This is a genomic window from Savagea faecisuis (assembly GCF_042675605.1).
GTDB classification, from domain to species: Bacteria; Bacillota; Bacilli; order Bacillales_A; family Planococcaceae; genus Savagea; species Savagea faecisuis.
On sequence record NZ_JBHTJF010000022.1, the window covers coordinates 443217 to 455435 of the forward strand.

Annotated in this window: 17 protein-coding genes; 16 read left to right on the forward strand and 1 reads right to left on the reverse strand. The window is 41.8% G+C overall.

The features are described from left to right. Positions 1 to 5 precede the first annotated feature (5 nt). From ACFQ0V_RS06985 to ACFQ0V_RS07060, 16 genes are all read left to right on the forward strand, one after another. On the forward strand, positions 6 to 653 hold the full coding sequence (locus ACFQ0V_RS06985) for an O-methyltransferase (protein ID WP_381011478.1): 648 nt from the start codon (positions 6 to 8) through the stop codon (positions 651 to 653). Then, positions 650 to 1282 carry a uridine kinase gene (gene udk, locus ACFQ0V_RS06990; RefSeq protein WP_381011481.1) on the forward strand — a complete coding sequence of 211 codons (633 nt, stop codon included), beginning with the start codon at positions 650 to 652 and terminating at the stop codon, positions 1280 to 1282. Before ACFQ0V_RS06985 ends, udk begins: the two co-directional genes overlap by 4 nt. Positions 1283 to 1399: 117 nt before the next feature. Then, entirely contained in the window at positions 1400 to 1876 is a 477-nt protein-coding gene (greA, locus tag ACFQ0V_RS06995; protein ID WP_381011484.1) for a transcription elongation factor GreA, read from the forward strand. 27 nt (positions 1877 to 1903) lie between these two features. Then, positions 1904 to 2554, forward strand: coding sequence for a YrrS family protein (locus tag ACFQ0V_RS07000; protein WP_381011486.1), 651 nt, complete (start codon positions 1904 to 1906; stop codon positions 2552 to 2554). A 10-nt stretch (positions 2555 to 2564) separates the two neighbouring features. Next, complete coding sequence (mtnN, locus tag ACFQ0V_RS07005; protein WP_381011489.1) at positions 2565 to 3260, forward strand: 5'-methylthioadenosine/S-adenosylhomocysteine nucleosidase; 696 nt, start codon at positions 2565 to 2567, stop codon at positions 3258 to 3260. 216 nt (positions 3261 to 3476) lie between these two features. Next, positions 3477 to 4007: a YqeG family HAD IIIA-type phosphatase gene (locus ACFQ0V_RS07010; RefSeq protein WP_381011492.1), complete on the forward strand. Its 531-nt coding sequence runs from the start codon at positions 3477 to 3479 to the stop codon at positions 4005 to 4007. Beyond that, complete coding sequence (gene yqeH / locus ACFQ0V_RS07015) at positions 3995 to 5092, forward strand: ribosome biogenesis GTPase YqeH (RefSeq protein ID WP_381011495.1); 1098 nt, start codon at positions 3995 to 3997, stop codon at positions 5090 to 5092. The genes ACFQ0V_RS07010 and yqeH overlap by 13 nt, the downstream gene beginning before the upstream one ends. A gap of 16 nt (positions 5093 to 5108) precedes the next feature. Further along, positions 5109 to 5939, forward strand: a complete 831-nt coding sequence (gene aroE / locus ACFQ0V_RS07020; RefSeq protein ID WP_381011497.1) for a shikimate dehydrogenase — start codon at positions 5109 to 5111, stop codon at positions 5937 to 5939. Next, entirely contained in the window at positions 5933 to 6220 is a 288-nt protein-coding gene (yhbY, locus tag ACFQ0V_RS07025; RefSeq protein WP_381011500.1) for a ribosome assembly RNA-binding protein YhbY, read from the forward strand. Before aroE ends, yhbY begins: the two co-directional genes overlap by 7 nt. A 9-nt stretch (positions 6221 to 6229) precedes the next feature. Further along, positions 6230 to 6808, forward strand: a complete 579-nt coding sequence (locus ACFQ0V_RS07030) for a nicotinate-nucleotide adenylyltransferase (protein WP_381011502.1) — start codon at positions 6230 to 6232, stop codon at positions 6806 to 6808. Next, complete coding sequence (gene yqeK / locus ACFQ0V_RS07035) at positions 6798 to 7367, forward strand: bis(5'-nucleosyl)-tetraphosphatase (symmetrical) YqeK (RefSeq protein ID WP_381011505.1); 570 nt, start codon at positions 6798 to 6800, stop codon at positions 7365 to 7367. Before ACFQ0V_RS07030 ends, yqeK begins: the two co-directional genes overlap by 11 nt. A gap of 6 nt (positions 7368 to 7373) precedes the next feature. Further along, a complete protein-coding gene (gene rsfS / locus ACFQ0V_RS07040) occupies positions 7374 to 7715 on the forward strand; it encodes a ribosome silencing factor (RefSeq protein WP_381011508.1) in 342 nt (113 codons plus the stop codon). Next, a complete protein-coding gene (locus ACFQ0V_RS07045) occupies positions 7712 to 8443 on the forward strand; it encodes a class I SAM-dependent DNA methyltransferase (protein ID WP_381011510.1) in 732 nt (243 codons plus the stop codon). Before rsfS ends, ACFQ0V_RS07045 begins: the two co-directional genes overlap by 4 nt. Before the next feature lie 111 nt (positions 8444 to 8554). Further along, entirely contained in the window at positions 8555 to 9178 is a 624-nt protein-coding gene (locus tag ACFQ0V_RS07050; RefSeq protein ID WP_381011513.1) for a helix-hairpin-helix domain-containing protein, read from the forward strand. 15 nt (positions 9179 to 9193) lie between these two features. Further along, complete coding sequence (locus ACFQ0V_RS07055) at positions 9194 to 9757, forward strand: ComE operon protein 2 (RefSeq protein ID WP_381011516.1); 564 nt, start codon at positions 9194 to 9196, stop codon at positions 9755 to 9757. A gap of 98 nt (positions 9758 to 9855) precedes the next feature. After that, positions 9856 to 12000, forward strand: a complete 2145-nt coding sequence (locus ACFQ0V_RS07060; RefSeq protein ID WP_381011519.1) for a DNA internalization-related competence protein ComEC/Rec2 — start codon at positions 9856 to 9858, stop codon at positions 11998 to 12000. A 37-nt stretch (positions 12001 to 12037) separates the two neighbouring features. On the opposite strand, the gene ACFQ0V_RS07065 is transcribed toward ACFQ0V_RS07060, so the two are convergent. After that, positions 12038 to 12175 carry a YqzM family protein gene (locus ACFQ0V_RS07065; protein WP_194561607.1) on the reverse strand — a complete coding sequence of 46 codons (138 nt, stop codon included), beginning with the start codon at positions 12173 to 12175 and terminating at the stop codon, positions 12038 to 12040. Between the last annotated feature and the right edge of the window lie 44 nt (positions 12176 to 12219).

Sequence of the window (12219 nt, forward strand, 5' to 3'; positions counted from 1 at the left end):
TAAGGATGGAAAAGAAAACGACGCAACATTATTTATTTCCAGAACTCGATTCTCCAGTTCTTCTTCAGATGAAAGAGTATGCAAAAGAGCATTTCATCCCGATTATGGATGAACGCTCTTTACATATGTTGTTGACGCTTTTAACAGTGCAACAACCGAAGCGAATTCTCGAACTCGGCAGTGCGATCGGCTACTCCGCTATACGGATGGCTCTCGCTTTGCCAAATGCGCACATTACAACGATTGAACGCGATGATGTACGTTATGAAGAAGCGGTGCAAAATATTCACGATGCTGAGTTAAATGAACGCATCGCCATTCATCATGCGGATGCATTAGAGTGGGACACGACAAAACTTCACAAAACGTTCGATGCTTTATTTATCGACGCAGCGAAAGGCCAATATGAACGATTTTTTAAGAAGTATGAGCCTCATGTACAAGTAGGTGGCATCATATACTGTGATAACATCGCGATGGACGGTCAAGTGTTGCATCCGTTAAGCGACATTCCACGTCGCAATCGCACGATGATTCGCAATTTACAACAATTTATTGAAACGATGTACAACCATCCGAGATATGAAGTCTCTTATTTGAATATAGGAGATGGTTTGCTCATAGCACGTAAAGTAAAGGAAGATGAAGCATGAAACGAATGAAACCTCTCGTCATCGGAATCGCAGGTGGATCAGGTTCTGGAAAGACGAGTGTCACACGTAAAGTAATGGATGTTTTTCATGAGCATTCAGTCGTTGTCATCGAGCAAGATTACTATTATAAAGATCAATCACATCTATCGTTTGAAGAACGTCTTCAAACGAATTACGACCATCCACTTGCCTTTGACAATGATTTATTAATCGAACATATTGAGAAATTAGTCGCGCGTCAACCGATTGAAAAGCCGGTATACGATTATGAACGTCATACACGTTCGACGGAAGTCATTCACGTTTCACCGATGGATGTCATTATCGTAGAAGGCATTTTAGTGCTAGAAGATGAGCGTTTGAGAGAATTGATGGATATGAAATTGTTCGTTGATACCGATGCTGATTTACGCATTTTGAGACGCATTGTGCGCGATACGGAAGAGCGTGGACGCACACTACAGTCCGTCATCGATCAATATTTATCGGTCGTCCGTCCGATGCACAATCAATTTATCGAACCGACGAAGCGTTATGCGGACATTATCATCCCAGAAGGTGGAGAAAACGATGTCGCAATCGATCTCATCGTCACGAAAATAAAAACAATTGTTGAATTTGAAGCATAGTTGTACTATGATGGCAATAATTAAAAAAATGAATAGGACGAAACACTATGTCGCCTCCGCATTTTTCTGTCGGAGCGGCATAGTGTTTTTCTGAATATATTTAGGAGGAATTGTATTATGGCGTCAGAAAAGCAATATCCAATGACAGAAGCAGGAAAGCAAAAATTAGAAGAAGAGTTAGAGTTTTTAAAAACGGTTAAGCGTAAAGAAGTCGTAGAGCGCATTAAAGTAGCGCGTAGCTACGGTGACCTTTCAGAGAACTCAGAGTACGATTCAGCGAAAGAAGATCAAGCATTCGTAGAAGGAAAGATTTCTTCACTTGAGTCGATGATCCGCAACGCTGTCATCATTACAGAAGACGAATTAAACACAGATGAAGTCGGTCTCGGTAAAACTGTAACATTTAAAGAATTACCGGACGAAGAAGAAGAGACTTACACGATTGTAGGTTCTGCAGAAGCGGATCCTTTAGAAGGACTCATTTCGAACGACTCACCAATCGCGAAAGCGTTGATCGGTCATAAAAAAGGTGACGAAGTAAAAATTCAAACACCAGGTGGCGAAATCGAAGTCGTTATCGTTGATGTTCAATAAAACGCATGTGTGAAAGGGTGAATCGCAATGAAGGAACCGATTTCACGAACTTCTAAACAGCGGAAACGAAAATCAGAACGTCTATTAAATCGATTAATCGTCAGTATCGTGTTACTCGTCGTCGTGACGGCGATCATTTTAATTAATATTAATCTTCCCGTTGAACAAACAACTTCATCCGAAAAGCAACAACAATCGGATGCGACAGAAGTGAAAACTAAAAAAGATGAATCGAATAAAACAGACGAGGTTGAACAAGTTGAACAAAATGAATCGACGGCAAAGCCAACGAATCAGCCGATTGAAGAGCAAACGACTTCACCCGGAATCGTCAGCAAGCCAGAACAAGATGAAGATTCTATCGTAATCGAAACGATTGTGGATACATCTTGGGAACCGATCGGTACGAAACAGACGGGATATCATGAATCGAAATATGACGGTAAGTCGATTGATTGGCATGAAAAAAGAGAAGCGATTGCGTATGCTACTTTATTTGATGTAGATGATTTAATCTTTTGGAAAATTAAAAATGGTGGCGACGAACAACGCTCGATTGGTATCGTGTCGACATTTGATGAAAAACATAAATATCGCGTTTATTTGCAATGGGAAGACGGCAAAGGATGGAAGCCGACTAAGTTGGAAGTATTGCGCACATTAGATTTTGAATATTAGGAGGAGAACGATGAAAGTAGGTATTATCGGTGCGATGGAAGAGGAAGTACAACTTCTTCGCGCACAAATTGAAAACCCGAAAGTTCAAACGATCGCGAATTGTGAAATGATCGAAGGAACACTAGAAGGCACAGAAGTCGTCCTCGTCAAAAGCGGCATAGGAAAAGTGAATGCGGCATTAGCGACGACATTGTTGCTCAACACGTATGCACCAGACGTCGTCATTAACACAGGATCAGCAGGTGGATTTGGAGAAGGACTTACGGTCGGAACTGTTGTCATTTCAGACGAAGTGACGCATCACGATGCGGACGCAACGGTGTTCGGATACGTCTATGGTCAAATTCCGCAAATGCCTGAAACATTTAAATCAGATGCTCGTTTAATGGAAGTGGCGCAAGAAGCGGTAGCAGAAATTGGAGAGCACCCGTCAGCAATCGGCTTGATCGCTTCAGCAGACACGTTTATGGCAGATCCAGCACTCGTTGAAAAAACACGTGCTCGTTTCCCAAAAATGATCGCAGCAGAGATGGAAGCAGCAGCGGTTGCGCAAATTTGCTACCAGTTTGGAACACCGTTCGTCGTCATCCGTGCACTGTCTGACATTGCAGGAGTAGAATCGAATATTAGCTTTGATGAATTTTTACCTGTTGCTGCAAAACATTCAACTGAAATCGTTTTACGTGTTTTGTCGAAATTAAATTAATTTCGTGGTAAAATAAGATTACGTATTGGAAGACAGGGAGGTCATCATCATGTTTGGATTAATGTTAGGTGTCTTTTTACTATCAACTTTATTAACAGCAATTATTGCATTTGAAGTACGCGAAAATTAATTTTGAAGAGGGTGTTTCCAACAAAGAGGGTCTTCCTCATCAAGTAGGAAACTCCCTTTTCTTTTTGTTGAAAGAGAGGGATTGTATTGCTTCGACGTTTTACCCCGACCGCTTACACGAAATCATTTCGTGACATTACGCCAGAACGTTTACATGAGCGCGGCATTCGAGCGGTCATTACAGATTTAGATAATACGTTAATTGAATGGGACCGCGCCCATGCGACCGATGAAGTAATCGCGTGGATTCGCTCGATTGAGAGTGCAGGCATTCAAGTCATTTTAATGAGTAATAACAATGAGGAACGAGTGAATATTTTTGCTGAGCCTCTCGGAGTACGCTACATTGCGCGCGCCAATAAGCCACTGCAAGGCGCTTATAAAAAAGCCCGTCGAATGCTTCAAGTGCAAGATTCAGAAATCGTTTGTGTCGGTGATCAGTTAATGACTGATATTTTAGGTGCGAATCGTGCACGATTACAGTCAATTCTCGTTTTACCAATCGTTACATCAGATGCGAAAGCGACAAAATTTAATCGTTTCGTAGAAAGCAAAATTATGAAGAAATTAGTCCGTCAAGGATTGCAAGTGAAAGAAGGTCTCGTATGGAACAATTAATGTGTATCGGCTGTGGAGTCGAGATTCAAACAGAAGATAAACAAAAAGAAGGATATGCACCTCCTTCATCGCTTGAAAGAGAAGAAGTCATTTGTCAACGTTGCTTCCGCTTACGCAACTACAATGAAATTGCACCTGTTTCATTGACAGCAGATGACTTTTTGAAGATTTTACATTCAATTGGTGAAAAAGATGCATTGATCGTAAAAATGGTCGACATTTTCGACTTTAACGGTAGCTGGATTGATGGGTTGCATCGCTTCGTCGGCAAACAACCGATTTTGCTCATTGCGAACAAAGTAGATGTGTTACCGAAAGTCGTCAACCGCAATCGTTTAATCCATTGGATGCGTGCAGAAGCGAAACGTCTCGGTTTAAAACCAGTGGACGTCGCACTCATTTCAGCGCATACAGGAGAAGGCGTGGAAGAAGCGATGGAGCTCATTGAACAACATCGCAAACAGAAAGACGTTTATGTTGTCGGAACGACGAATGTCGGAAAGTCGACATTCATTAATAAAATTATCGAAACGGCGACAGGAGAAGGTGAAGTGATTACGACTTCTCATTTCCCTGGTACGACATTAGGCTTAGTTGAAATCCCATTAGCGGACGGTCAGTATATGATCGACACTCCAGGAGTAATTAATGATCATCAAATCGTTCACTATTTAAATCCGAAAGAGTTGAGCTTAACGCTTCCGAAAAAAGAATTAAAGCCGAAAGTGTATCAATTGAATGAACAACAAACGATCTTTATCGGCGGCTTTGCGCGTTTTGACTTTGAGCAAGGGCCACGCAATGCGTTTACATTTTACGTGTCGAATCAAATCCCACTTCACCGTACAAAATTAGAAAATGCAGATGAACTGTATGACAATCATAAAGGAAAAATGTTGGCCCCACCTTCTGTTGAAACATTAGAAGCGATGCCAGCATTTACGAAATATCAATATTCGATTAAAGAACCGACGGATATCGTCATTTCAGGTTTAGGTTGGATTACGGTACAGCAACCGAACGTTGTCGTATCGGTACATGCACCGAAAGGGATTGCTGTACTCGTTCGTCCATCAATCATTTAACAGGGGGGGAAGGACAATGAAGAAATGGTTTGCGGTCATCGGGGACCCGATTGCACAATCGATGTCACCGACGATGCACGAAGCGTGGCTTCAACAAAATGAAGTGGACGCTTCGTATATTCCGATTCACGTTCCAAGAGGAACCGTTGAAGAAGCAGTTCGTAGCTTGAAAACATTAGGTTGCTCGGGGTGGAATGTGACCGTTCCACATAAAGAAGCGATCATTCCGTACTTAGATGAAATTGACCCGCTCGCGGAAGCGATGCAAGCGGTGAATACAGTTGTCGTAAAAGAAGGACGCCTTCACGGCTATAATACAGATGGAGTTGGATTCGTCGCTTCTTTACGCGAGACATTTCCAGAAGTATCTACAGATGCAGCGGTCTTAATTGTCGGTGCTGGGGGAGCGGCGAAAGGAATTAGTTACGCTCTTTGCCGAGATGGATTCCGCAATATGACGATTGCGAATCGTACGTATGAAACGGCTGAACAGTTAAGTGATCAGTTGAACGTATCCGCGATGACGATTCAAGAAGCGGAACAACAACTCGCACAGTTCGACATTATCGTTCAAACGACATCTGTCGGAATGGTGCATAGTCAAGAAGGAAGTCCACTTGACGTTTCACGATTAAAACGTGGTACAATTGTGGCAGATATTATTTACAACCCTTTACAAACAGAGCTGATGAAGCAAGCTGAAGCATTGGGTGGCAAAACGATGAACGGCATCGGGATGTTCGTGCATCAAGGAGCGATTGCGTTTCAGCATTGGCTCAATATTCAACCGAATACGGAGCAAATGACTGCCCGTATTCGTCAACAACTAGGAGGCAACTCATGCTAACAGGAAAACAGAAAAGATTTTTACGCAGTAAAGCACATCATTTGAACCCAATCTTCCAAATCGGAAAAAGTGGGTTAACGGAGCAAATGATTATTGAAATAGAAGCGGCACTCGAAGTACGCGAATTGATCAAAGTATCAATGCTTCAAAATTGTGAAGAACCGAAAGAAGATATTCAAGCAAAATTTGAAGAAGCGGGTATCGAAGTCGCTCAGCAAATCGGTAATATTTTCGTTTTATATAAAGAATCAAAAGAGAATAAAACGATTAAATTGCCATAAGGAGTTATTATGCGAAGAATAAAAAAAGTAGGCGTGTTAGGTGGGACATTTAATCCACCGCATAATGGACATATTAAAATGGCTCAAACGGTGATGGAAGCTTTAAAATTAGATGAAGTACGCTTCATGCCGAATGCGATCGCACCACATAAACATGTGCGAGACGATGTCAGTGCAGATATGCGTTTACGCATGGTAGAACTCATTTGTTGGCCGTATGAGCGTTTTTTCCCTTTCAACTATGAAATACGTAAAGGTGGACTATCGTATACGTATGACACGATGAAAGATTTGTCAGAGAGCGAACATTTCACTCACTTTTATTTCATCATCGGTGGGGATATGATCGACACGTTAGAAACATGGCATGAAATCGATGCGCTCAGTGAGCTCGTCACATTTGTCGGTGTCATGCGTCCAGGAACGAAAGGGTTTTCTAAATATCCAGTCGAGATTGTTGAGATGGAACCGATGGACATTTCGTCTACGATGATTCGTGAAAAAGTAGCGCGTGGAGAATCAATTTCTCATTTAGTTCCACTCGCAATTGAACAAATTATTCGTGAGGAGGGGTTATATGACGTTTGAGGCGATGCAAAAAAAAGTTGCGACATACCTCGATGAAAAACGTTATGCCCACGTATTACGTGTTGTTGACATGGCCGAGAAATTAGCGGAACGTCATGGGATATCGGTAGAGCGAGCGAAAAAAGCTGCCCTGCTCCATGATGTCGCTAAAAATATGCCGAAAGAAGAATTGCGTCAAGCGATCGAGCAATCCGGTTGTGATTTAGAAGTATTAAACTTTCATCATGAACTATGGCATGCGAAAGTTGGCGCAATGATTGCGAAAGACGAATTTAATATTGAAGAAGAATGCGTATTAGATGCTATTCGCTATCATACGACAGGGCGCGCTCAAATGACGAGTTTAGAAATGGTCATTTATTTAGCAGATCTCGTCGAAGAAGGGCGTAATTTCCCAACGGTGGAACAGTTGCGTCAAGTCGCATTTGATGAAGTGTTAGAAGATGCGATGGCGATTGCGATTCGCCATTCGATTCAATTTTTAGCTTCAAAAAGTGTAGCTATTTATCCAGATTCATTTGAATGTTACAATGAACATATGTTAAGGAAAGGGAAGTGACCAGTTTTGACATTATTACAAACAGTGTACGAAGCGATCGATGATAAACGAGGAGAAGATATTGTCGTTTTAAATATGGAAGGCATTTCTCCACTCGCCGATCAGTTCATCATTACGCATGCGAATTCAGAGCGTCAAGTTCAAGCAATCGCGCGTGAAGTGAGCGATGCAGCATCTAAATTAGGTCACCATGCGAAACGTCTTGAAGGTTTAGACGGTGGTCGTTGGGTTTTAATTGATTTAGGAGATATTGTCGTTCACGTCTTCCACCGTGATGAGCGTGCGCACTACAATTTAGAGAAATTGTGGCGTGATGCTCCTTTAATGGAAGTTGAGATGAGTCAATGAGTTCGTATACAGAATTTGCAGCCATCTATGATCAATTGATGGTCACGATTCCGTACGATGAATATGTTACGATGATTGAGCGAGCGAGCCAAACTTCGCTCGCTTCTTTACATATTTTAGACCTCGGTTGCGGAACGGGGACTTTGACCGAAAAATTAGCAGCACAAGGCGCACATGTGACAGGAATCGATTTATCCGAACAAATGATTGAAATCGCGAAAAATAAAAAAGGCGCTCAAGCTCATTATGAAGTCGGTGCGATGCAAGACCTTCAATTAGAAAAGACGTATGATTTCATCGTCTGTGCAATTGATGCGCTCAACTATTTAACGACTTGGGAAGAAGTTGTCGAGACATTTGAACGGGTATATGCGCATTTAAAAGAAGGTGGAACGTTCATTTTTGATGTTCACGGATTAGAGAAAATGGCCATTTTATATGAGGAAAGTCCATTCACCTATGATGATGGCAAGGTCGCTTACATTTGGGAGACAGAAGAGGATGAGGAGCCGAATGCGATCATTTCTCACCTCGCTTTTTTCGTAGAGCAAGAAGAAGGGCTGTATCGTCGTTTTGATGAAACGCACCGCCAACAAACGTATCCGTATGAGCATTATGCGCACGCATTGCAAAATATTGGATTTACGATTGAAATGATTACAGCAGATTGGTCATTGACACCTCCTAATGAAGAGAGTGAACGTATTTTTTTCCAAGTGAAAAAGTAAAATCTTTTCATTTATTCATTTAAAAATAAAAAATGAACGAAAAAGCACATAGCATTTCTTTTTTCGTTATAGTAAAAGTGACTCCGTACAGATTCGAAAGTAGGTGACGAAATGTTATCGAAAATTCGAGATGAATGGCGTCACTTTCTTCCTTATGTATTAGCAGTTGTTGTCGTTATCATTTTAATTGGCAGACGTTTTATCATGGCAGATGCTTCACCACCGGTTGCGATGTTAGATGAGCCGACCGAAGACTTTTCGGTTGAAGAAGTGGAAGAAGACACTTTTGATGAGAAAGCGGATATTGTCGTTGAAATAAAAGGAGCGGTCGCACGTCCTGGACTGTATGAATTAGAAGAAGGAGCGCGTCTTTACGATGCGATTCAGCGGTCGGGTGGATTTTTAGAAGAAGCGGATGATCGCTTGTTAAACTTAGCCGAGCGATTGGAAGATGAGATGAGCATTTATGTCCCGTACGAAGGGGAAGTCGAATTTGAAATCGCTACGGAAACGCCAAAAAGTTCTTCAGAAGAAAAAGAACAAAAAATTAATATTAATCGAGCTGACGCGAATGAATTAATGCAAATTCCGAATATCGGTCCGAAAAAAGCAGAAGCGATTTTAGAATATCGCGACCGCGTCGGGAAATTTCAAGATGTGCGTGATTTATTAGAAGTGTCAGGTATCGGGGAAAAAACATTACAAAATATCGAGCCGTTCATTACGGTGAAATGAGAAAGGTGAATCTGTATGGAGCGTATTACGTGGGAGCAATTTTTTATGGCACAGAGCCATTTACTCGCTGTTCGAAGCACTTGTACTCGCCTTTCAGTAGGCGCGACAATCGTGCGTGAAAACCGCATTATTGCAGGGGGATATAATGGTTCTATTACGGGGGGAGAACATTGTATCGATGTCGGTTGTTACGTCGTCGATAATCATTGTGTACGAACAATTCATGCTGAGATCAATGCGTTACTGCAATGTGCGAAATATGGTAGTCCCGTACAAGGAGCGACTTTATATGTGACTCATTTCCCTTGTTTGCAATGTACGAAAGCGATCGTTCAATCAGGTATTGAACGCGTCTATTATGCAGAAGATTATAAAAATGATCCATATGCGGAACAGTTGTTCAAAGAGGCGGGCATACTTACTGAAAAAATCCCGTTTGACGCACGCAATGTCGATTTTTTACAAGATGAGAAGCTAACATTGATTGAGCAATTACTAGAAAAGCTTGAGCAGCAAGGAGACGAAACATTGCCTCACTACCGAGAGCAGGTGGAGCAATTATTCAACTTAAAGAAATAAGACCATTTCATAGTGCCATTGCGATACTATGGGCGGCCATTGCATCGTATGAAGCACTCGATGTGGTGACCGCCTTTTTAGCATGGTTTCTCGTGTGCATGTTGCTTAAAATACCGCTTCGCTTGTTAATCGTTTATAGTGCGCTTTACATTGTGAGTGTGATGTATTTCCAAACGACGATTCCAATCGACCGATTAGACAGTGAACAAGTGCTCGAAGTGACAGGTACGAATCAAATAAAAATTGACGGAGATCGTTTGAGGGGGTTCGTGCAATATGAAGGAGAATTTATTTATGTGACCTATCGAATTTCTTCAGAAGAAGAAAAAATGAGACTCGAGCGATTCCAATGGCAAGATGCAGTGTTACGATTGCGCTTAGCTCCGTCTGAATTACAAAGACCGAGCCATCCGTATGCTTTTCAAATGGCGCATTATTTAAAGATGAACCGAGCGAATCATTACGCCGAAATTATAGAGTTCGTTCATTTAGAAGAGCAAAAGACGTGGCGCAGTACGTTAGAGTCTTGGCGTGAACAGTTACGGAAACAAATTGAGCACATCTTTCCGCAAGATTTACATTGGGAAGCGAAAGCTTTATTAATCGGAGACAAATCAGATTTTACGACGGAAATTAACGAGCAACTTCAAATTCTCGGTATTTCTCATTTGTTGGCGATCAGTGGACTACATGTCAGTCTCGTCATGTTACTTATTCGTGGAACACTTCTACGATTGCGTATGACGCACGAGACGACGCATTATTTGTTACTCGTTGCTCTGCCGCTGTATGCGATGATCGCGGGTGCGAGTCCGTCTGTATTGCGCGCTAGTTTAATGGCTTTTTTCGTCTTATTATTTTTAAAACCAGGCAGTAAATTATCGCCGATTGACGCGCTCAGTTACAGTGCAATCGCCTTACTATTTTGGAAGCCGACGTTGTTTTACTTTCCGGGATTCCAGCTATCTTACGGAGCAGCCTTAACGATTATTTTAAGTGCCCAACTATTGCGACGCGTGGAGAATCCAGTCGTTCAATTATTCCTCATCTCCCTCTTTACCCAGCTTAGTTTATACCCGATTTTACTCTTCCATTTTTATGAGTTTTCCGTTTCCTCGATCGTCATCAATATTTTATATGTACCGATTTATTCCTCTTTCGTTTTACCTTCTTATTTAATCATTTTATGTACGTCTTATTTTCTTCCATTATTTAGCGAATGGTACGTAATGATATTCGTTCCGATTCAGCGTTTTCTTTTGCAAGTGACTGGAATGTTAGCAGAGTTACCTTATCAAATGTGGGTAGGTGGAGCGATTTCTGTGACGGTTATGGGTGGTATTACACTTAGTATTTTATATGCTTTTATCGCGCTAGAACGCAAACAATGGAAACGAGCGATCTTTATTTTCGTCATTCCTTTTATTTTATTAGAGAGCCGTCCGTATTGGAACGAGGAACTCGTCGTGACATTTATCGATGTCGGACAAGGCGATAGTATTTTAATTGAGTTGCCTCATCGACAAGGAGTGTATCTCGTCGATACGGGTGGAGTGTTGCGCTATGAACAAAAAGAAGCATGGAAAGAGCGGCAATCGCTATATGAAGTCGGCCGTCAAGTCGTCGTCCCTTTATTAAAAGCGAAACAAATGACAACGCTCGATACTTTATTCGTAACACATGCGGATAGTGACCATATGGAAGGAGCGGATGAAGTGATTGAACGGGTACGCACGAAGTTGATCGTTTATCCACCTGAAAGTGAACAAAAAGAATTGATGGCCGAGTTGTTAAAGCTCGCCGACGAGCGGAAAATCGCTCATCAACCGATCACAGCACCGAAACAATGGCAAGTCGGCAAGACGACATTTCGCCTATTGTGGCCACATCAAGATGCAGTCATAACAGATGACAATGATCGCTCTCTCGTATTAGAAATCATTCATGGCGAATATACGATTTTATTAATGGGTGATTTAGAAGAAGAGATGGAGCGACGATTAGCTAAAAACTATGAGAGGCGACCGGGAACGTATGTTTTAAAAGCGGGGCATCACGGGAGTCGCACGTCGACGACAGAAGAGTGGGTGCAAGCGACGCAACCTGATGAAGCGGTCATTTCAGCAGGACGTCACAATCGCTACGGGCATCCTCATGAAGAAGTCATCGAGCGATTGAAGTCGCATCGGGTGAACATTCGTTCAACCGCTGAAGAAGGGACGATTGAATATCGATTTAAATAAAAAAATGGTAGTCGAAAATCGACATACCATTTTTTTATTATAGACTTCCAACGAGGTCGATAATTGTAGCAATTACAAAGATACTCGAGAAACCGAGGAAAGCTACTACGAAACCGACAGCTGAGTCGTTGAAGTCATTGCGTTTACATTGAACGTCTTTTTCAAATTCATTCATTGCTACACCTCCTAGTTACTTCTCTAATTATAGATGATTCAATT

Coding starts and splice junctions, on each gene's coding strand:
- ACFQ0V_RS07060 (WP_381011519.1), top strand. CDS start 9,856: ATGTTGCTTAAAATACCGCTTCGCTTGTTAATCGTTTATAGTGCGCTT.
- yqeK (WP_381011505.1), top strand. CDS start 6,798: ATGACGTTTGAGGCGATGCAAAAAAAAGTTGCGACATACCTCGATGAA.
- ACFQ0V_RS07055 (WP_381011516.1), top strand. CDS start 9,194: ATGGAGCGTATTACGTGGGAGCAATTTTTTATGGCACAGAGCCATTTA.
- ACFQ0V_RS07065 (WP_194561607.1), bottom strand. CDS start 12,175: ATGAATGAATTTGAAAAAGACGTTCAATGTAAACGCAATGACTTCAAC.
- aroE (WP_381011497.1), top strand. CDS start 5,109: ATGAAGAAATGGTTTGCGGTCATCGGGGACCCGATTGCACAATCGATG.
- greA (WP_381011484.1), top strand. CDS start 1,400: ATGGCGTCAGAAAAGCAATATCCAATGACAGAAGCAGGAAAGCAAAAA.
- ACFQ0V_RS07030 (WP_381011502.1), top strand. CDS start 6,230: ATGCGAAGAATAAAAAAAGTAGGCGTGTTAGGTGGGACATTTAATCCA.
- yhbY (WP_381011500.1), top strand. CDS start 5,933: ATGCTAACAGGAAAACAGAAAAGATTTTTACGCAGTAAAGCACATCAT.
- mtnN (WP_381011489.1), top strand. CDS start 2,565: ATGAAAGTAGGTATTATCGGTGCGATGGAAGAGGAAGTACAACTTCTT.
- ACFQ0V_RS07050 (WP_381011513.1), top strand. CDS start 8,555: ATGTTATCGAAAATTCGAGATGAATGGCGTCACTTTCTTCCTTATGTA.
- ACFQ0V_RS07045 (WP_381011510.1), top strand. CDS start 7,712: ATGAGTTCGTATACAGAATTTGCAGCCATCTATGATCAATTGATGGTC.
- udk (WP_381011481.1), top strand. CDS start 650: ATGAAACGAATGAAACCTCTCGTCATCGGAATCGCAGGTGGATCAGGT.
- ACFQ0V_RS06985 (WP_381011478.1), top strand. CDS start 6: ATGGAAAAGAAAACGACGCAACATTATTTATTTCCAGAACTCGATTCT.
- yqeH (WP_381011495.1), top strand. CDS start 3,995: ATGGAACAATTAATGTGTATCGGCTGTGGAGTCGAGATTCAAACAGAA.
- ACFQ0V_RS07000 (WP_381011486.1), top strand. CDS start 1,904: ATGAAGGAACCGATTTCACGAACTTCTAAACAGCGGAAACGAAAATCA.